The sequence below is a fragment of the Arcicella sp. genome (assembly GCF_964672035.1).
In genome coordinates, this window is the sequence record NZ_CBABQS010000034.1 from 1 (window position 1) to 19338 (window position 19338).

Below are 19338 nucleotides of genomic sequence, written 5' to 3' on the forward strand. Positions count from 1 at the left end.
ACATTTATTTTCAACTGCATTTTCAATCGCACAAATTTTTGTTCCATCGGGTGACAACGACGGTGAAGTTAACTTAGATTTATGAGTAATACTTTTGGTTTTACCCGTGTTAAAGTCATAAAGTTTTATAACTGAATAGTCTCTTTCTGTCCAACGAGCATCGTAATTAAATTCAGACCAAACCACTTTTGTTCCAGCAACGGAAAGCATTTTTGCGTCATTAAAAATACCCAATTGCAAAACCTTTTCTTCTGCTTGAATTTCATCTAAAATCACCAATTGTTGAATATCAGAAAGACCAGATTTTAAGGCCAAAACTCTTCCATCGGGCAACATTTGTGGATATTCATAATTTGTAAAATATTTATTATTAGTCGTTTTATAAGTTTCGACTGGTGTTTCAATTATTTCTGCAATTTGATTTTTCCACTGCTCCGAAATATCTTTAAAGGCCTGACTATAAAGCTGTTCTGTTTTTAAACCTGTAATCCTTTTAATATTATTTGAAAAAGAAAAAGGATAAAAAGGCATTTTGTAAGTTCCTTCTAATATTTTATCCCAAGCATCGACTCCGTACTTATTTTTGAGATAAGTAGTCATAAAATATCCACTTACGTAATGATTAGGAATAAAATCTTTGTAGGACAAACAAACCGCTTTTGAATACGAATAAGATTCTTTCGTGAGTAATTGAGTACGTAAAGCCATATCAAAACTTGGAATTCTTCCTCGACCCGAAGCAGTCAATGACGATTCCATTCCTACAGCATCGCCTTCCCAAAACCAATTTGGAACCGTTAATGAAGTGGTTGCTGCAAAGCCATTATTTCCCAGTAAATTATACACCAATTTTGTCGCTCCAGTTATTGCTTTATCGTATTGCACAACGTGTCTAAACTCATGAACTGCCAATAAATCTAACCAATTATTATTCCCCAATAGTGTATAATCTTGCGGAGGTGTAGTAAAGAATTCAGAACGGCGTGGCAACAGGGATACAAAACCATTGGATTCGCTGGTTTGATTTTGTAAAATGATAGAAATTGGACGAGGTTGATGTCGTAAACTTTTACTAACTGGTTGATAGACAGTCTCCAACACATTGGCCGTCCGATTGGCGGTTAAAGAAATTTGGGCTGGAAAAATAAGTCTAAAATGTTTTGTTTGTATCTGGGACCACTTCAAAGAGGAAGGGTTTTGTCCATAATTATGAAAAAAAATAATTGTCAAAATGGATAGAAGTATGTATTTTTTCATAAGAATTTTAGCAAAAGTGGAAACCGTAACAAAAAAAAATTCCCTTCCCTCCTTTTGTGAGGATTGAAAGGGAATATTACTAAATATAAATGACTATTTTTTCTTTTCTTTAGGAGAAAACATAATTGACATTCTTTTTCCTTCTAATCGTGGCATTTCGTCTGCCTTTCCAAACTCCTCTAAGCCTTTGGCAAAATTTAATAATAAAATTTCTCCTCTTTCTTTAAAAACAATTGAACGACCCACAAAATGAACATAAGCCTTCACTTTAGCTCCTTCTTTCAAGAAATTAATTGCGTGCTTCAGTTTAAAATTAAAGTCGTGATCATCTGTATTTGGACCGAAACGAATTTCTTTCAAAACTGTTTTAGCAGCATTGGCTTTAATTTCTTTTTTCTTTTTCTTTTTTTCGTATTTGAACTTTGCATAATCCGTAACCCGGCAAACGGGTGGAACGGCTTTTGGAGAGATTTCAACTAAGTCTAAACCTTGACCTTGTGCAATTTCAAGGGCTTTTTTGAAATCCATTGTACCTTGTTCAACATTTTCTCCGACTAAACGCACTTCCAGCACGCCTTTAATGAGATTATTGATTCTGTAAGGTTCTTCTTCTCTACGATTATTTCTAAAATTGTTGTTGGGGCGTAACGCCATATTCGCTAAATGATTGGTTTTAAAATATTTACATTTATAGGTTTCCCTAATATTACTATTTAATGAACTGCAAATTACTCAAAAAAGTTACAATTTCAGCTTTTTTTAAATTTTCTATCGAAATCTAATACAAAAAACAAAAAAAACAAGCATTTTCAAACGTAATATTTTTAAGTTTTAAGAATTGCTAAAAATTGCAATTCTTAAAACTTAAATGCCTCAAAATTTTACTATATTTTTGTTTATTTCTTCGTTAGCAATCTTCGTAAATTCTTCAATGGTCATCATTCCTAAATCGCCTTCCCCCTTCTTACGAACCGAAACCATTCCTTGTTCAGATTCTTTTTCGCCCACAATCAGCATGAATGGCAATTTATTAATTTCTGCATCACGAATTTTACGACCAATTTTTTCGTCTCTATGGTCAATATATCCTCTTAAATCTTGTTCTTGCAATCTTAAAAACACTTCATTGGCATAGTCTTCGTATTTCTCAGAAATTGGCAAAACTGCCAATTGTTCAGGGGAAAGCCACAAAGGAAAATTCCCCGCCGTATTTTCAATTAAAATTGCAATAAAACGCTCCAACGACCCAAATGGCGCCCTATGAATCATTACGGGACAGTGTTTTTGATTATCAGAACCAGTATATTCTAATTCAAAACGTTGAGGTAATTGATAATCAACTTGGATAGTACCTAATTGCCATTTTCTACCCAGTGCATCTTTCACCATAAAATCTAACTTAGGCCCATAAAATGCTGCCTCGCCCAATTCTACTACCGTTGGTAAGCCTTTTGCCGCCGCCGATTTAATAATTGATGCCTCCGCTTTATCCCAATCTTCATCTTTACCAATATATTTTTCTTTATTTTCTGGATCACGAAGCGATATTTGGGCCGAATAATTATCAAATCCTAATGCCTTGAAAACATAAATTACCAAATCAATTACTTTCATAAATTCATCCTCCACTTGGTCGGGACGACAGAAAATATGCGCATCATCCTGCGTAAATCCACGTACACGAGTCAAACCGTGTAATTCTCCCGATTGTTCGTAACGATAAACGGTTCCAAATTCTGCCAATCTTAAAGGCAAATCACGGTAACTACGTGGCTTAGTCTTGTAAATTTCGCAGTGATGCGGACAATTCATTGGTTTCAGGAAAAACTCTTCTCCTTCATCTGGCGTACGAATTGGTTGAAATGAATCGGCACCATATTTTGCGTAATGACCAGAAGTAACGTATAGTTCTTTTGAGGCAATATGCGGTGTAATCACGGGTAAATATCCCGCTCGAACCTGCGCTCTACGTAAGAAACTTTCTAAGCGTTCACGCAACATGGCACCTTTAGGCAACCACAATGGTAAACCCATTCCCACTTTTTCAGAGAAAGCAAATAATTCTAATTCCTTACCCAATTTACGGTGGTCACGGCGTTTTGCTTCCTCTAAAAGCACTAAATATTCTTCTAATTCCTTCAGTTTTGGAAAAGTAACGGCATAAACACGAGTCATCTGTTTGCGTGAAATATCTCCACGCCAATAAGCTCCTGCAACACTCATTAATTTGACGGCCTTTACAAATCCAGTATTTGGAATGTGCGGTCCACGACATAAATCAGTAAAATTTCCTTGTCGATAAAAAGTAATAGAACCATCTTCCAGACCTTCCAACAATTCTAATTTATATTCATCCCCTTTATCGGTGAAATAAGCAATCGCATCCGCTTTTGAAACGGCCGAACGTTGATATGAATTCTTTTGACGAGCTAATTCCAAGACTTTGTCTTCAATCTTTTTAAAATCTTCTTGTCCGAGCATTTTTTCGCCCATGTCAATGTCATAATAAAAACCCGTTTCAATCGCTGGCCCAATTCCAAATTTTGTTCCTGGATAAAGCGACTCAATCGCCTCGGCTAAAAGGTGAGCAGATGAGTGCCAAAAAGTTGCCTTTCCGTCAGTATCATTCCAAGTAAGTAGTTGAAAATCAGAATCCTCATTAATTGGCGTTGAAGCATCCACAACTTTGCCATTTACTTTTGCAGCTAATACATTTCGGGCTAATCCTTCCGAAATACTGAGAGCAATGTCCATCCCAGTTGTTCCCTGAGCATACTCTCTGACACTACCGTCTGGTAATTTAATTTTAATCATTTTGTTTGTGTTTATGGAGGTTTACTGCTTGAAATTCAAAGCCTTACAAATAACTTTTCAGTTCAAATTCTCCGTATAATTTTAATTTTAAAGTTCATTTTCTTAATTTATTCCTTTCGGCAACATGGGTCTTACTGAATTAGTATCAATAATTGACCGCTTAGGCATTTCAAATTTTGGAAATGAAGTGGTATCATATTTCAAATCTTCATTCGGAATATAGTCGCCGTAAATTTCTTTTCGCTGAACTCTTGTAATACCCCCCAAGGCTTTATAATCCTGATTATTTTCCACTAACATCTGGTTATATAATTCCTCAGCTTTCACATATTCACCAGTATATTCCAAACATTGTGCCACGAAAAATTTAGCATCTGGGTATTTAGGATTATGTTTTAGCGTTCTCTCAAAAAAAGGTAAAGCCAATCGATACGCCCGAGTTTTAAAGTAAATAATACCCGTGCTAAAACTTGCTTGAACCAAATTTGTATCCAATGCAATGGCTCGATTATAACACATAACAGCACTATCCATCTTCCAAGCTCTTTGATAAGTATTTCCTCGTTGAAAATAAAGAGAAGCACTTTTGGGGTGGTATTTTATGGCTTCGCTACTGTAAAGCAAGGCCAAATCATACTGTTTTAAGTTGGTATGCACCTGAATTAATTTCAAATAAGCGGGCAAAAAACTTGGTTTCAGACTCAAAGCCTGCTGATATAATACCAAAGCCGTAACAGTATCAGCCATTTTTGCGGATATTTCTCCTTGATAAAAGTATGTTTCACCGTTATTAGGAGATATTTGGAGTGCTTTTCTGAGGTAAGCTTTTGACTTTTCGTATTGTCCTAATTGTTGGTATAAATCACCTAAAAGTGTATAAAGTTCTGGAGATTCTGCATCTAATACTTCGGCTTTTGAGGCTGCTTCCAAGGCCAATTGAGCCTGTTGCGAATCTCTTAAAATAAGTGCTTTTGCTTGAAAATAGTTACCAACATTGGGTTTTATACTTATTGCATTATTAATATCCTCCAGCGCCTCATTGGTTTTTCCATTTTCAAGATATAAAATGGCTCTTTTATAATAATTTTCGGAACTGTTAGGAGAAGCATCTATGGCATCCGACAAAAAGGCAATGGCCGCTTGCCTTCGGGCAATTTCATTTACTTCTGGCACAGGCGGAATCAACAAACCTTTTTTTGATTCAGAAATACATGAACTAAAAAAATACAGGCAAGTGGCTATTTGAAAAAATATAAGCAAATGTTTATTCATGGTTCAAAATTACAAAGTTCGCAACAATTTTGATGGATATACTTGATTTTTGTCATGAAAAAAACATTGAAAAACTACATAAAAATGGCATTCCTGCGTTTATTTAACCATGAAATTACTATTTTTTGAGGCAGATATTGATAATTGTCAGTTTTAGAAAAAAAATACAAAAATTTGCCATCTTTTTTTCATTAAATAAAAAAACTAAGTAGCTTTGTGTCAGAATATTAACCACCCTCAAATACCAACCACAGATGAAAAAAGTTTACTATTTCGTAATTTTCCTTATTGTGTTAAAGGCTATGGAAGTTTTAGCCAATTAACCTAAGTAAAACATTAGCACATCCCAAACGATGTGCTTTTTTTATACACTGGCAAAACGGTAATAAACGCCCAACGGCAACTTTTTATCGAAACTATCATTCAAATATAACTCGCCAAATTCGTGATTTAACGATTGAGGGAAAGAACATTTTACCAAATTTTCAACAATTAAGGAAGAGAAGCCCAAGGAATACATATTTAAAATGAGAAAGTAGTTTTCTTTATCCAAAATCTGCTCGACTGTTTTCAGTAATTCATTGATTTGTTCTTCCAGAATCCATCTTTCGCCATCGGGTCCACGACCGTAAGCAGGTGGGTCCAGAATTATTCCATTATAAATATTTCCTCTTTTTGCTTCTCTTTTTACAAATTTCAAGGCATCTTCCACTACCCAACGAATATTATCCAAAGCACTGGCTTCCATATTTTCCCGTGACCATGAAATAACCTGTTTTATCGAATCTACGTGAGTAATATCTGCGCCTGCTTGCTTGGCTGCTAATGATGCACCCCCTGTGTAGGCAAAAAGGTTAAGAATTTTTGGTTTTCCGAAAGGCAATTTCTTAACTTTTTGTTGAATATAATCCCAATTAGAAGCTTGTTCTGGAAAAATCCCAACGTGTTTGAAAGACGATAAAGCCAATTTGAAATTAAGGTCTAAATCATCCGTTTTATAATTCATGAACCAACGGTCTTCCATCCCTTTTTTCAAAATCCACTCCCCTTTTTCTTGCGAACCTTTTTCCTTTTTGAAAGTAGCATGAGCGGTTCGTTCCCACTCCGAGTCGGGCATAGATTTATCCCAAGCCGCCTGTGGTTCTGGACGACGAAGAATATATTTACCAAATTTTTCTAATTTCTCAAATCCTCCCGAATCTATTAATTGATATTCTTTCCAATTCTGGGGTGTTTGGAGCTGTATTGTTTCGTTTTGCATGAAAATATTAATTTCTGAACACAAAAGTAAAAACATTAAATTTCAAATGAGTAATTTTATTCCAAAGAAAATTCTAAATTATTTACATGAAAATCTTAATTGCAACTGACAAATTCAAAGATTCACTCACCGCAAAAGCGGTCTGTGATGGTTTGAAGCGAGGAATTTTACGCACCTTCTCCAACGCAGAAATCGAAATTTTGCCTTTGGCGGATGGTGGAGAAGGCACACTGGAAACATTACAATCGGTTTGGGGTGGAGAACTTATAAATTGTGAAGTACATGACCCATTGTCTCGAAAAATTAAGGCCACTTATCTTTGGATAGAAGAAAAAAAAACGGCCATTATTGAAATGGCAAGGGCTTCAGGAATTGAATTATTAACACAAAACGAACGCAATTGTCTCATTACCAACACTTTTGGAACGGGTGAACTAATCAAAAATGCCCTCGAAAAAGGAGCTAAAGAAATTATACTGACCGTTGGAGGAAGTGCCACCAACGATGCAGGAGTCGGAATGGCTTCCGCTTTAGGCTATGAATTTTTAGATAAAAATGAGGCAAATCTTGAACCAATCGGTAAAAATTTGGGTGAAATTTTTACGATCAATTCTAATCATAAACACGCCAAATTATCACACACAAAAATTATTGTAGCCACTGACGTAACGAATCCTTTTTACGGAAAAGATGGCGCTGCTTACGTCTTTTCACCCCAAAAAGGAGCGGATGAAAAAGCCGTTGAAATATTGGATTTTGGTTTAAAAAGCATCAATGAACTTATAAAAGAGGAATTTAAGGTAGATTTGCAAACCGTGGCTGGCAGTGGTGCGGGCGGTGGAATTGGGGGCGGTGCAGTTTGCTTTTTAAACGCTGAAATAAAATCGGCAGGGGAATGGATTTTAGGGGTAAATCAAGTCGAAAATAAATTAAAAAATGCCGATATCCTCATTACGGGGGAAGGAAAAATTGATTGTCAAACGTGGCAAGGGAAACTAATTTCTCAATTGGTTTTACAGGCTAAAATGACTCAAACACCCGTAATTTTAGTTTGTGGAACGTTACAAGATGTTGATAGTATTATTCCGCAGGAAGGAATTTTGTTCGCCTCTTCCATTTTGAATGAACCAATGAATTTGGAAAAAGCGCTAAAAAATGCTTCAGAATTAGTTGAAAATCATGGGGCATTATTGGGGAAATTATTGAAGGGAATGGCATTAAAAAAGCGCTAAAATAATTAATTTTAGCGCTTTTTACGTAAAAATCATTTCCTTAAAACGAAACCTTATTCAAATAATAAACACTACGTTTTCCACCTTCTTGATCATTACTAATCTTTTGATAACCAGAAGCTAAGAAATAATTATTGTACCAAAAATCAATGTTATCAGAAGTCGTTTGTTTAACTTTATCACCCTCTAATTGCGTATCAATCGGTTTCTTTTGGGTATCTTCCAACACCTTTTCGGCTTGAATAATTTTCGTAAAAATTTGACCTTTATTACTGTAAGAAAGTACAATTTCATCTCCTTTAATTGATGCTTTTACTTTTTCAGTTAATTTTTGCTCTTTTACATCTTTCAGTTCAATGCTATTGTCCCACAAAAGATTTCCCTTTTCATCAAATGCCGCAACCACTGCGTGTGTATAAACCCAACCATCAAAAGTCTGTGAATTATTGTAGTTACGATTGCCCCAACCCCAGGGTGAATAATAAGAACTGAAAGGAGAGTACAATCCATAATTACCGTATCCCCAACGATAAGGATTATAAAAAGAACTGTACGGACTTCCAAAGCTGCTCCAACTATTCATGCCGTTATTCATTCCGTAAGGATTATAATTATTATAACGATAATCTGCATAAAATGCCTCAGCAACCATAATATAATTGCCATCTTTTTTAATAATATCATGCACTAAAAGACGATAATCTAAACGCAAATCTCCCCCTTTATCCTTTTTATCTTGAATTTTTTTCTCTTGTCTTTCACGCTGTCTGTCGGGCATGAAATTAAAGAAATTTTTAAATTCCGTAAAACTATGAAATTTCACATCCGTAACTTCATTATCGGTTAATTTAGAAAAATAAATCCCTTGCGAAGTAGGTCCACGAGAAGAGCCAATTGAATTTTTGTGACCATACGTTCCAAACATAACTTCAGTTGAATCCGATACTAAATTTAAGCGTCCATTCATCATCGCAAATTCATTGTCAGGGTCCATGGCAACTTGAGAAATCTGCTTTCCATTATCATCAAACGACTTCAAAACCAATTGATAATTTTTCCCTTTCGTACCTACTGCGTAGGTAACATTCAGAATTTCTGAAGTGGTATCTAATTCCATCGATTGAATCTCAGCTTGATTTTTCAAAGCACTCGGAAGTACTTTAGTTTTGCGTTCATTCAAATTAGTAAATAGAATTACAGGTTGTGAATTAACTACACCACCAATAAAAACCGAAGAATTTAAGGCCTGAAAATCAGATACTTCCATTCTATCAACCGACATGATTTGATATTTTTCAATGAACCCAGGACCAATATTTACTTTCACCACTTCATACACGTTACTTCTATATCTACTGAAAAGTAAATACAAATTTTTGCCGTCGTACGAATGTTTTACATAGTCTAAACTGGCATCCATCGTACCGTTCACCATCCAAAGTCGGTCAAGATTTGTATCGTATCTTGTAAGCGTATAATTCGTTTTATTAATTTGATTTAAAACAATAACTCCTTGTTGGTTAAGCGGAATGGTAAAAACTTCAGTGCTATTTGAAGATACTGGAATTTCGACACGTTTAACACTTTGAGCCTGAGAAAATTGACTCATTATCGCCAGCATAAAGATTAATACGGTGCGATTAATTATAGTTTTCATGGATATTGATGGTTAATAATTTTGAAAATATTAGATTTAAAACGCTTGACACGACTTTTTATTTTAATCCCTAAATGTTGCCTTTTTCCAAAATTCATAATTTTTAAGTTTCAGATTTATTTCAACATTATTTCAATTTTAAATAATCAAGGCATGGCTTTATTAACTCAATCCCAACCCCTAATTAGTCGTGCGCTAAACCAAGAATCATATCAAATTCTTCTGGACGAATAGCTGTAACCGAAAGTCTCATTTGTTTAATTAAACCGATATTTTGCAATCTTTCATCGGCTTTAATTTGTTTGAGCGTAACTGATTTTGGCAACTTTTCAACGGGTGCTAATTCAACCACCACCCAACGATTATCTTCAGTGGTGGGGTCTTGGTAAAATTCTTTTACAACCTTAGCTAACCCAACAATTTCTAAGCCCTCATTTGAATGATAGAAGAAAACCAAATCACCTAATTGCATGGCTTTCAAATTGTTACGTGCCTGATAATTGCGTACACCATCCCAAACGCCGATGCCCTGATTTACTAAATCATCCCAAGAATATTTGAATGGTTCTGATTTTACGAGCCAATAATTCATATTTTAATAATTTTTAATACTAAATTTTGATTTTTCGTAATACTATTTTGACTAAACGACTTAGTCGCACAGACTTACTTACCACATTAAACCCAACATCTTGTGATATGTTTCTTCATTCTGTTGAAAGAAAGCCCCTGAAACTTTATTTGCCACGAGATTTTCAACAATTCTACTTTCTTGGTCTGATTTAATATCAACTTGTGATAAATGAGTTGGCGAATCAATACTTTTAGAAAACGCTTCATATGCATCAATAAAATCTTGAGCCTTTTTGCTTTCTCCCAAAACCCGTTGAGCCATGAAATCTAATTTTGATTCTATTTCTGAAAAATAAGTTTTCATCCACGCAGGATAAATAATGGAAAGTCCCGCACCGTGTGGAATGTCGTACAATACACTCAACGAATGCTCAAAACCGTGAACGCCCCAGTCACCGCCTTGTTTACCCGCTGATAATGAGCCATTTAAAGCGACAGTTGCCAACCATAAAATATTGGAACGAGCTTCATAATCATTTGGATTATCAATTACTTGCTTTCCGTATTCAAAAGCTAATTTGATAATATCCGTAGCTAAATGGTCAGAAAGTGGAGAAGAGGTTGGTTCAAAATATTGTTCAAATGTATGCGCAATTAAATCTGAAACGCCGTAAGAAGTATAGGTTTTAGGAACAGAAAATGTAAACTCAGGATCAAGAAATGATACTTTTGGATACACTAAATCACTACCCCAACCCAATTTTTGACCCGTTTCATCATTCTGAATTACAGAAAACATGTTCATTTCCGTGCCAGTAGCCGCTAAGGTCAGAACACATAAAATTGGTAATGCTTCTTTGGCCTTAATTCCACTCGAACAAATATCCCAAACGGTTCCATCATGGAAAAAACCGACGGCAACCGCTTTGGCAGAATCAATGACTGAACCTCCCCCAATGGCAATAATTTGATCGGCTTGAAATTCACGAGCAATGCTAATGCAGGCATCAACATCTTGAAAAATTGGATTAGATTTAATGCCCTCAAACAAGACAAATTCAGTTCCAACGGATGTTAACTGTTCGGTAACCGCATCCAAAATTCCATTATGTTTTACCGAGCCTTTACCAATCATGATAACCGCTTTCGAGCCTAATTTTTTAGAGAATGACCCTAATTTTGAAACAACACCTTTTCCAAAAAGTAGTTTTGTAGGGTTGCTGGATGTGAAGTTTTTCATAAATTATATTTAGAGAGATAACTTGTTATTATCGTAATAGATTCAATTTGAACTCAGAATCCTTCAAAATTGCTTCTCCCGACAAGGTATTATCAAAACCATTAACCTTTGAAATTGTGCCATCAGCTCGGAAGATATGAACTTCTTCTTCGCTTGAATTTATTAACCACGCCAATTGAACACCGTTATCAATATATTCCAACATTTTCATTTTTGCGTCTTTCATTTTATCACTCGGAGACATCAATTCAATCACAAATTCAGGACTGATTTTTGGAAATTTATCTTGTTCAGTGTCACTCAAAGTATTCCAAAGTTCATCACTCACCCATGCCGCATCAGGAGAACGACTTGCCCCATTCGGAAAAATGAAGGCGGTTGAAGAATCAAAAACATTTCCACCGTTTTCTTCTTCCCACAAAGATAATTTTAGATTAATTTTGGAATTTCTTTTTGCTGTTTTCTCTCCCGTATTTGGCATAATAACTATTGTTCCGTCAGATTTTTTTCAAATTTGTGTTCAGGGTTTCTTTGGCATAATTCAAAGAATTCATCGTCATCAATCTCTCTGTCATAAAGATTGATAGAATTGTCGGCACGATTTAAAACTGAAACAGTCATAGTAGTTAAGATTTAAAATTCTCAGTTAAAATTTCAAATAATTGTTGCAAACCTTCTCCCCCGCCCGCTTGAATATAACTCATATTTTCAGTTAACTCAATATCAGGTTTTTTGGGGTCAATGATATAAATAGGTACTTTTATACCCACATAATTCACTAAACTTGCTGCGGGATAAACTTGCATTGAAGTGCCTACAACCACAAAAATATCCGCCTCAGCGGCTAATTCTACTGCATTTATTATTTCGGGAACATCCTCCCCAAACCACACAATATGTGGTCGCATTTGCGTACCATCTTCAGCCAAATCTCCCATTTCGATAGAATTATAACCAATGTCGTAAATTTTATCCTTATCCTGTGAGCCTCTGGCTTGGGTGAGTTGCCCGTGCAAATGAAGCACATTTAATGACCCTCCACGTTCATGCAAATCATCTACGTTTTGGGTAACGATTTTGACATTGAAGTATTTTTCCAATTTAGCCAAAATTTTATGTCCTTCGTTGGGTACAACCGTGGGCAATTGCTGACGTCTTGCATTATAAAAACGCTGAACCAATTTGGGATTTTTGGCCCAACCTTGTGGCGTAGCAACGTCTTCAATAGAATGATTTTCCCATAGTCCATTTGAATCCCGGAAGGTAGCAACCCCACTTTCGGCAGAAATACCCGCTCCTGTTAAAACTACTAATGTTTTTTTCATTTTCTTAATAGGGATAAATCAAGTTTACATGGATTAAATTTTCCAAATTTACACTTTTTTTTGAAAAACTATTCTTCAATAAGTCCCAAACAACTTCAATCGGTAAAAGGCTTAGTATCTTTGTCCTACAATTGATTCAGAGAACAATAAATTATGTAGTATGAAATTAGAAGAACTTAAACATTTAGAAATAAAATTTGAAACGTCGGACATTTTACCTCCACCGTTTTCACATCAAATATTACTCACATTCGATTTTAAGAAGGATTTTATTGATACAAAATTTGAAATCGCCTATACTTACAGAGATGAGTTGACGGACGAAGAAATTTTGGAAGAAGGTTTTAATGGGGAAGAAGACCTTGCATGGGCGGGCGAAATCTCCAATGCTTGGAAACAACCTATTTTGAAATTATTGGCTTTCACACCCGAAAAATCCAATAAAAAAGGATTAAAGGAAGAACAAAATTTTCTGGAATTATCCATTAATGAACAACCTTTCGGAAATCCCCAAAATCAAGAAGAATGGGAATATCTGTTGCAAGAATTGGCGCAAACCGTTTATGAAACGTATGGAAAAGAAAGTCCTTTCAAACTGATTTTCAAAAACTTAGGGTCAAATAATAAAATTTCTATTTTTGAATTAATACTTCATTATACCGATAGAAAAGTGGAGGCTTTCACCGAAATAAATGGCGAGAAAACAAGCAGAAGTTTGCCTTGGGAAGAAGCCAGTGATTTGTTGGGACAGGTATTTATTGGTGAATTTTTAACCGACAAAGCTACTAAAAAAGAGCCACAAACATTGGGTAAATTTATCTCAATTGGCGATGGATATTGGTATGAATTTACCAAGAGTTTACGAAACCCAAATGGCAATAGAAATTACATTACTACGCTTTACGAACGTTTTGAAGAGTATTTTTAATTTTGTATTTGTATTTTCCGTATCTTTGCACTCTATTTTATAAAATCAATACTTTTCATTTTTTAAACATTTAACAGAAATGCCAAAAATTAAAACCAAATCTGGAGCTAAAAAACGCTTCAAGGTTACAGGAACCGGCAAAATCAAGCGTAAACACGCTTACCATAGCCACATTCTTACTAAAAAATCTACGAAACGTAAGCGTAACTTAGTTCACGCAACGTTAGTAAGTTCAGCAGATATGAACAGAGTAACTTTAATGTTAGTTATGTAATATCTGTTTTGAGGTATGAGGTAGTAGGTTTTAGGTATCAGTTTTGAAAAGAACATCTAATTCAAATTTATCAGTACCTTTTAGGTGTTAAGATGTAAGGAAAGGAATATAGTTTTCAACTAATCCTTAACCCAAATCCATAATCCCTAATTTTAGTTATTGTTCAACCAGAAGATTGGCCCATTAAGTGTAAACATTTACCGCCAAATTTCAAAAAACAAACAAAATTATGCCACGTAGCGTCAATCACGTAGCGTCAAGAGCAAGACGTAAAAAAATCATCAAATTAGCCAAAGGTTTTTACGGAAGAGGTAAAAACGTATGGACAGTAGCAAAAAATAAGATTGAAAAAGGTCTTCAATATGCTTACCGTGACCGTAAGGTTAAGAAAAGAGACTTCCGCTCATTGTGGATTCAGCGTATCAACGCTGCGGCACGTCAGGAAGGAATGTCTTACTCAGTATTTATGGGTAAGGTTCATGCAAAAGGTATTGAGTTGAATAGAAAAGTATTAGCTGATTTAGCAATGAACAACCCAGAGGCGTTCAAAGCAGTTACAGCATCAATAAAATAGAAAATTAGAGCGGTTCATTTGAATCGCTCTTTTTTTGTACAAATGGAACGCAGATTACGGATTAAGTCTCGATGATTTTGGTTTTTAATCCTGTCCATTTGCATTTTTCTGCTTTTCCAAAAAGGTAAACATCAATTTGTATCTCGCCCACCTTAAAAATTTTTATTTCTTTTAATTTATCCGAAAGTAATTGTTTCAACTTTAGGCTATCCTCCGCCCATTTTTTCTCATCATCGCCAAACCAATCTTCTATTTTAATCAGGGGCGCAAAGAATTTTTCAAAATCAATTTCTTGAATTGTTACCTCGGGAGGAATTCCGTTGAACATCCTAAAATTCGCCAATGACAAGTTTCCTGCCGTCGAAAGTTCCATTTCAAAATATACAATTTTCTCGTCAGATTCAGAAGGATACAATAAATCGGCTGTTAAAAAATTTATTTGCTCTTTTAAAGAAATATTTTCCTGAATTTGTGACTCAAAGGTGGTTTTAGTTGTCATAAACACGCAATTTAAAATAAACGTTAGAATAATTCTTGAAATTAGAAAAAGTCTATCTATAATTGTAATAATATTGAAAAATAATCACATTAAAAAAAACAAAAATGTTAGAACAACTAATGGGTCTGATTCAAGACCATTCTCAAGAGGCAATCGTTAATAATCCCGCCATACCTAACGAACATAACAACGATGCGATGCAAACGATTTTAGGAGCAATTACGGGCGGAATGCAACAACAAGCACAAGGCGGACAAGGTGGAATGGCTGGATTAGCGGGATTACTTGGTGGTCAATCGGGTACATCAGCTGGTGGATTAATGTCAAATCCAATCGTAGCGGGTATTGCTCAACAAGCAATCAGTGGTTTAATGACAAAATTCGGCATGGGTAATAGTGCTGCTGCTGGAATCGTATCACAAGTACTTCCTGGTGTTATGGGTTCAATGATTTCTCAAACAAATGACCCAAATAATTCTGCTTTTAATATGAGCGATATTATGGGCGTGATGGCAGATGGAAAAGTGGATATGAATGATGTGATGAATATCGCTGGTAAATTCATGGGTGGTGGGCAACAAGGTGGTGGCGGTTTAGGTGGTCTTCTTGGTGGATTGTTTGGCGGAAAATAAACTTTAAATTAATGATATTTTGAAGTGGGGTAAACAAACGTTTACTCCACTTTTTTTGTTTTTTAAGTAGAATAGTCTTCCAACCTGTCACGAAAAACAGACAGGTTGGAAAACTATCATACTTTAATCTATCATACCTGTATGAAATTACCCATTTATCTTGATTATAATGCTACAACGCCCGTTGATAAACGAGTATTAGAAAAAATGTTGCCATTTTTTTCGGAAACTTTTGGAAACGCTGCCTCACGCTCGCATTTATTTGGTTGGACAGCCCAAGAAGCCGTTGAAAATGCCCGTGAACAGGTTGCTAATTTAATAAATACTCAATCAAAAGAAATCGTCTTTACCAGTGGAGCAACGGAAGCCAATAATCTGGCAATTAAGGGTTTATTTGAAATAAATTTCCCAGACAAAAAACATATCATTACCTCTCAAACCGAACACAAGGCGGTTTTGGATGTCTGTAATCATCTTGAAAAATTAGGAGCTGAAATCACTTATTTAAAACCTGATGCTACTGGTTTTTTAACGATTGAACAACTTGAAAATGCCATCAGACCCGATACGTTTTTGATATCAATCATGTATGCCAATAATGAAATTGGCACGATTCAATCCATTAAAGAAATGGGAGAATTGGCCCGAAAACATGGTATTCTTTTTCACACAGATGCCACGCAAGCGTTAGGAAAAATTGAAGTTGATGTTCAAAATGACAACATTGATTTATTGAGCTTATCAGGACATAAATTATACGCTCCCAAAGGAATCGGAGCATTATTTATCAGAAAAAACTCAAAAGCGAGAAAATTGACTGCTCAAATGGACGGTGGAAAACACGAAAGAGGGTTTCGGTCGGGTACTTTAAATGTTACAGGAATTGTGGGTTTGGGAGCGGCTTGTGCATTAGTCCAAAAAGAATTTATACTCGATAATCAAAGACTTAGCATTTTAAGAGATAAATTAGAACAAGGCATTTTACAAAACATTTCCGGCGTAAAGATGAATGGAAATCTTGAAAATCGTTTACCCAATTTAACTAATATATCATTTGGCGGAGTGGATGGCGAAAATCTATTGATGTCATTCAGAGATATTGCCGTGTCGAGTGGTTCAGCTTGTACTTCTGCCTCCGTTGAGCCATCTTACGTACTGAAAGCTATCGGTTTGAGTGATGATTTGGCCTACGCTTCCATCCGTTTTAGTTTGGGAAAATATACGACTGAGGAAGAAATTGATTTTACCATTAAATATGTAAAAGAGGTGGTGGAGTCTCTTAAATAAGAAAATCCTTATAGGTTTTGAAACCTATAAGGATTTAATAATAGAATCGAAAAATTACTTCGCAACATTCGCACGAATAATATTTAAAGCACCACCCGCTTTAAACCATTCAACTTGTTGTTCGTTATACGTATGATTTGCTAAGATTTCTTCCGAAGTTCCATCTGCGTGATTCAAAACGATTGTTAAAGGCGTATTTGGCGCAAAAGTTGCCAAACCTTTAATATCAATTGTATCATTTTCTTGGATTTTATCGTAATCTGCTTCGTTGGCAAATGTCAAACCTAACATTCCTTGTTTCTTCAAATTGGTTTCGTGAATACGAGCGAAAGATTTCACTAAAACTGCTCTCACACCCAAGAAACGTGGTTCCATCGCAGCGTGTTCACGAGAAGAACCTTCACCGTAATTTTGGTCACCCACTACAATCGTTCCAATTCCTGCTGCTTTGTACGCACGTTGTACCGCTGGTACGTGTCCATATTCACCCGTCAATTGATTTTTAACATTATCTGTTTTTTCGTTAGCGAAGTTAACCGCACCAATCAACATATTGTTAGAAATATTGTCCAAATGTCCACGATATTTCAACCAAGGACCTGCCATTGAGATATGGTCAGTTGTACATTTTCCTTTTGCTTTAATCAATAATTTCAAGCCAAATAAATCTGTACCTTCCCATGCTGCGAATGGTTCTAATAATTGCAGACGGTCTGAAGTTGGAGAAACTTTCACTTCAACACCCGAGCCATCTTCGGCTGGAGCTTGGTATCCTGCATCTTCAACAGCAAAACCTTTTGGTGGTAATTCATTTCCTGTTGGAGCATCCAATTTCACTTTTTCACCCGCTTCATTTGTCAAATAATCCGTTAATGGATTAAATGTCAAATCTCCCGCAATTGCCAAAGCAGTAACCAATTCTGGCGAACCTACAAAAGCATACGTATTTGGATTTCCGTCGGCACGTTTAGCAAAATTACGGTTGAATGAGTGAACGATTGTATTCTTTTCGCCCTTCTCAGCACCTGGTCTTGCCCACTGACCAATACATGGCCCACAAGCATTTGAGAATACTTTCCCACCGATACTTTCAAAAGTCTCAATAAATCCGTCACGCTCAATTGTAAATCTAACTAACTCAGAACCAGGAGTTACTGTATATTCTGACTTCGCCTTTAAACCTTTGGCAGCTACCTGACGAGCCAATGAAGCAGCACGAGAAATATCTTCGTAAGATGAATTAGTACATGAACCAATCAAACCTACTTCAATTTTTGTTGGCCAGCCGTTTTTCTCTGCTAACTCTTTCATTTTAGAAATAGGCGTTGCTAAATCTGGCGTAAAAGGACCATTCAAATATGGTTCAAGCGTATCTAAATCAATTTCAATTACTTGGTCGAAATATGTTGAAGGATTTGCATAAACTTCTGAATCACCCGTTAAATGCTCACGGATTCCATCTGCCAAAGCCGCAACTTCTGCACGACCAGTCGATTGTAAATAACGAGCCATTGAATCATCGTAACCAAAAGTTGAAGTCGTTGCTCCGATTTCAGCGCCCATATTACAGATTGTTCCTTTACCCGTACATGACATAGAAGTTGCTCCTTCACCGAAATATTCAACCACGGCACCAGTTCCACCTTTCACGGTCAAAATACCTGCAACTTTCAGGATAACGTCTTTTGCAGAAGTCCATCCGTTTAGTTTACCCGTCAATTTGATACCGATTAATTTAGGAAATTTTAATTCCCAAGCCAAACCTGCCATTACATCGCAAGCATCTGCACCACCCACACCAATCGCAATCATACCCAAACCACCAGCATTCACCGTATGCGAGTCCGTTCCAATCATCATTCCGCCTGGGAAAGCATAATTTTCCAAAACCACTTGGTGAATAATTCCAGCGCCTGGTTTCCAGAAACCTAAACCGTATTTATCTGATACTGAAGATAGAAAATCGTAAACTTCTTTATTTTTATCAACCGCAACTGAAAGGTCAGTTTTTGATTCTACTTTTGCCTCAATCAAGTGGTCACAGTGAACCGTTGAAGGAACCGCAACTTGTGGGCGACCCGCTTGCATAAACTGCAAAAGAGCCATCTGTGCCGTTGCATCTTGCATAGCCACACGGTCTGGGGCGAAATCCACGTAAGAATTACCTCTCTCAAAAGTCGTTGTTGGATCACCTTCCCACAAGTGAGAATAAAGGATTTTTTCAGTCAAAGTAAGTGGTCTGCCCACCAATTTACGAGCTGCCTCAATGCGTGATGGCATTCTTTCGTAAACCGCTTTAATCATTTCTAAGTCAAAAGCCATGATATGTTATATTAGTTATCAGTTTCGTAGGGCTTAGGTTTTGGTGTTTGGTGTTTGGTACTAAAACCTTACACTAAACACCTAACCCTTGCGACCCCATTTAATATTGCAAAAATAAGAATGAAAACCCAGACTTGCAGAATTATGTTGCTAAATTAAAATCGTAATAGAAAATCTTGGTAGGATTCTAA

Annotated in this window: 18 protein-coding genes and 1 pseudogene; 6 read left to right on the top strand and 13 right to left on the bottom strand. The window is 36.0% G+C overall.

What is annotated here, in order from left to right:
- From AC1W31_RS10980 to AC1W31_RS11000, 5 genes and pseudogenes are all read right to left on the bottom strand, one after another.
- Window positions 1-1257, bottom strand: a pseudogene (locus AC1W31_RS10980) (hypothetical protein); the annotation flags it as partial.
- Between the two features lie 93 nt (window positions 1258-1350).
- The gene (gene infC, locus AC1W31_RS10985; protein ID WP_481734490.1) at window positions 1351-1911 is read right to left on the bottom strand and encodes a translation initiation factor IF-3; all 561 of its coding nucleotides are present in this window, start codon (window positions 1909-1911) and stop codon (window positions 1351-1353) included.
- A gap of 219 nt (window positions 1912-2130) precedes the next feature.
- Window positions 2131-4071, bottom strand: a complete 1941-nt coding sequence (gene thrS / locus AC1W31_RS10990; protein ID WP_481734491.1) for a threonine--tRNA ligase — start codon at window positions 4069-4071, stop codon at window positions 2131-2133.
- A gap of 102 nt (window positions 4072-4173) precedes the next feature.
- Window positions 4174-5343 carry a tetratricopeptide repeat protein gene (locus tag AC1W31_RS10995; RefSeq protein WP_481734492.1) on the bottom strand — a complete coding sequence of 390 codons (1170 nt, stop codon included), beginning with the start codon at window positions 5341-5343 and terminating at the stop codon, window positions 4174-4176.
- Between the two features lie 364 nt (window positions 5344-5707).
- A complete protein-coding gene (locus AC1W31_RS11000) occupies window positions 5708-6604 on the bottom strand; it encodes a class I SAM-dependent methyltransferase (protein WP_481734493.1) in 897 nt (298 codons plus the stop codon).
- A gap of 86 nt (window positions 6605-6690) precedes the next feature.
- Between AC1W31_RS11000 and AC1W31_RS11005 the strand changes: the two genes are divergently transcribed.
- Window positions 6691-7836, top strand: coding sequence for a glycerate kinase (locus AC1W31_RS11005; RefSeq protein WP_481734494.1), 1146 nt, complete (start codon window positions 6691-6693; stop codon window positions 7834-7836).
- Window positions 7837-7876: 40 nt separating this feature from the next.
- On the opposite strand, the gene AC1W31_RS11010 is transcribed toward AC1W31_RS11005, so the two are convergent.
- The 6 genes from AC1W31_RS11010 to AC1W31_RS11035 form a co-directional block, all read right to left on the bottom strand.
- Window positions 7877-9493: a hypothetical protein gene (locus AC1W31_RS11010; protein ID WP_481734495.1), complete on the bottom strand. Its 1617-nt coding sequence runs from the start codon at window positions 9491-9493 to the stop codon at window positions 7877-7879.
- A 184-nt stretch (window positions 9494-9677) separates the two neighbouring features.
- The gene (locus AC1W31_RS11015; protein ID WP_481734496.1) at window positions 9678-10085 is read right to left on the bottom strand and encodes an EVE domain-containing protein; all 408 of its coding nucleotides are present in this window, start codon (window positions 10083-10085) and stop codon (window positions 9678-9680) included.
- Between the two features lie 78 nt (window positions 10086-10163).
- On the bottom strand, window positions 10164-11306 hold the full coding sequence (locus tag AC1W31_RS11020) for an iron-containing alcohol dehydrogenase (RefSeq protein ID WP_481734497.1): 1143 nt from the start codon (window positions 11304-11306) through the stop codon (window positions 10164-10166).
- Window positions 11307-11334: 28 nt separating this feature from the next.
- Window positions 11335-11787, bottom strand: a complete 453-nt coding sequence (locus tag AC1W31_RS11025; RefSeq protein WP_481734498.1) for a Uma2 family endonuclease — start codon at window positions 11785-11787, stop codon at window positions 11335-11337.
- 5 nt (window positions 11788-11792) lie between these two features.
- Window positions 11793-11927, bottom strand: coding sequence for a hypothetical protein (locus AC1W31_RS11030; protein WP_481734499.1), 135 nt, complete (start codon window positions 11925-11927; stop codon window positions 11793-11795).
- Window positions 11928-11932: 5 nt separating this feature from the next.
- Window positions 11933-12631, bottom strand: coding sequence for a Sir2 family NAD-dependent protein deacetylase (locus AC1W31_RS11035; protein WP_481734500.1), 699 nt, complete (start codon window positions 12629-12631; stop codon window positions 11933-11935).
- A gap of 160 nt (window positions 12632-12791) precedes the next feature.
- Here AC1W31_RS11035 and AC1W31_RS11040 point away from each other — a divergent pair, with 160 nt between their 5' ends.
- The 3 genes from AC1W31_RS11040 to rplT all read left to right on the top strand — a co-directional run bounded on the left by AC1W31_RS11040 (window position 12792) and on the right by rplT (window position 14407).
- Entirely contained in the window at window positions 12792-13559 is a 768-nt protein-coding gene (locus tag AC1W31_RS11040) for a hypothetical protein (protein ID WP_481734501.1), read from the top strand.
- Window positions 13560-13638: 79 nt separating this feature from the next.
- Window positions 13639-13833, top strand: a complete 195-nt coding sequence (rpmI, locus tag AC1W31_RS11045; protein WP_481734502.1) for a 50S ribosomal protein L35 — start codon at window positions 13639-13641, stop codon at window positions 13831-13833.
- A 229-nt stretch (window positions 13834-14062) separates the two neighbouring features.
- Window positions 14063-14407 (top strand): 50S ribosomal protein L20, encoded by a 345-nt coding sequence (gene rplT, locus AC1W31_RS11050; RefSeq protein WP_481734503.1) that lies wholly within the window; start codon window positions 14063-14065, stop codon window positions 14405-14407.
- Between the two features lie 61 nt (window positions 14408-14468).
- Here rplT and AC1W31_RS11055 read toward each other — a convergent pair whose 3' ends face one another.
- A complete protein-coding gene (locus tag AC1W31_RS11055; RefSeq protein WP_481734504.1) occupies window positions 14469-14906 on the bottom strand; it encodes a nuclease A inhibitor family protein in 438 nt (145 codons plus the stop codon).
- Window positions 14907-15010: 104 nt separating this feature from the next.
- On the opposite strand from AC1W31_RS11055, the gene AC1W31_RS11060 reads away from it, so the two are divergent.
- Both AC1W31_RS11060 and AC1W31_RS11065 read left to right on the top strand, forming a co-directional pair.
- Window positions 15011-15538 carry a DUF937 domain-containing protein gene (locus AC1W31_RS11060; protein WP_481734505.1) on the top strand — a complete coding sequence of 176 codons (528 nt, stop codon included), beginning with the start codon at window positions 15011-15013 and terminating at the stop codon, window positions 15536-15538.
- A 141-nt stretch (window positions 15539-15679) separates the two neighbouring features.
- Window positions 15680-16825, top strand: coding sequence for an IscS subfamily cysteine desulfurase (locus AC1W31_RS11065; RefSeq protein ID WP_481734506.1), 1146 nt, complete (start codon window positions 15680-15682; stop codon window positions 16823-16825).
- Window positions 16826-16879: 54 nt separating this feature from the next.
- Here AC1W31_RS11065 and AC1W31_RS11070 read toward each other — a convergent pair whose 3' ends face one another.
- Window positions 16880-19147, bottom strand: coding sequence for an aconitate hydratase (locus AC1W31_RS11070; protein ID WP_481734507.1), 2268 nt, complete (start codon window positions 19145-19147; stop codon window positions 16880-16882).
- Window positions 19148-19338: the final 191 nt, after the last annotated feature.

What these genes read in the sequence shown, in the direction of transcription:
- AC1W31_RS11065 (WP_481734506.1), top strand. Translation starts at nt 15,680, where the DNA reads ATGAAATTACCCATTTATCTTGATTATAATGCTACAACGCCCGTTGAT.
- AC1W31_RS11035 (WP_481734500.1), bottom strand. Translation starts at nt 12,631, where the DNA reads ATGAAAAAAACATTAGTAGTTTTAACAGGAGCGGGTATTTCTGCCGAA.
- AC1W31_RS11025 (WP_481734498.1), bottom strand. Translation starts at nt 11,787, where the DNA reads ATGCCAAATACGGGAGAGAAAACAGCAAAAAGAAATTCCAAAATTAAT.
- rpmI (WP_481734502.1), top strand. Translation starts at nt 13,639, where the DNA reads ATGCCAAAAATTAAAACCAAATCTGGAGCTAAAAAACGCTTCAAGGTT.
- AC1W31_RS11060 (WP_481734505.1), top strand. Translation starts at nt 15,011, where the DNA reads ATGTTAGAACAACTAATGGGTCTGATTCAAGACCATTCTCAAGAGGCA.
- thrS (WP_481734491.1), bottom strand. Translation starts at nt 4,071, where the DNA reads ATGATTAAAATTAAATTACCAGACGGTAGTGTCAGAGAGTATGCTCAG.
- AC1W31_RS11040 (WP_481734501.1), top strand. Translation starts at nt 12,792, where the DNA reads ATGAAATTAGAAGAACTTAAACATTTAGAAATAAAATTTGAAACGTCG.
- AC1W31_RS10995 (WP_481734492.1), bottom strand. Translation starts at nt 5,343, where the DNA reads ATGAATAAACATTTGCTTATATTTTTTCAAATAGCCACTTGCCTGTAT.
- AC1W31_RS11070 (WP_481734507.1), bottom strand. Translation starts at nt 19,147, where the DNA reads ATGGCTTTTGACTTAGAAATGATTAAAGCGGTTTACGAAAGAATGCCA.
- rplT (WP_481734503.1), top strand. Translation starts at nt 14,063, where the DNA reads ATGCCACGTAGCGTCAATCACGTAGCGTCAAGAGCAAGACGTAAAAAA.
- infC (WP_481734490.1), bottom strand. Translation starts at nt 1,911, where the DNA reads ATGGCGTTACGCCCCAACAACAATTTTAGAAATAATCGTAGAGAAGAA.
- AC1W31_RS11030 (WP_481734499.1), bottom strand. Translation starts at nt 11,927, where the DNA reads ATGACTGTTTCAGTTTTAAATCGTGCCGACAATTCTATCAATCTTTAT.
- AC1W31_RS11000 (WP_481734493.1), bottom strand. Translation starts at nt 6,604, where the DNA reads ATGCAAAACGAAACAATACAGCTCCAAACACCCCAGAATTGGAAAGAA.
- AC1W31_RS11015 (WP_481734496.1), bottom strand. Translation starts at nt 10,085, where the DNA reads ATGAATTATTGGCTCGTAAAATCAGAACCATTCAAATATTCTTGGGAT.
- AC1W31_RS11055 (WP_481734504.1), bottom strand. Translation starts at nt 14,906, where the DNA reads ATGACAACTAAAACCACCTTTGAGTCACAAATTCAGGAAAATATTTCT.
- AC1W31_RS11005 (WP_481734494.1), top strand. Translation starts at nt 6,691, where the DNA reads ATGAAAATCTTAATTGCAACTGACAAATTCAAAGATTCACTCACCGCA.
- AC1W31_RS11020 (WP_481734497.1), bottom strand. Translation starts at nt 11,306, where the DNA reads ATGAAAAACTTCACATCCAGCAACCCTACAAAACTACTTTTTGGAAAA.
- AC1W31_RS11010 (WP_481734495.1), bottom strand. Translation starts at nt 9,493, where the DNA reads ATGAAAACTATAATTAATCGCACCGTATTAATCTTTATGCTGGCGATA.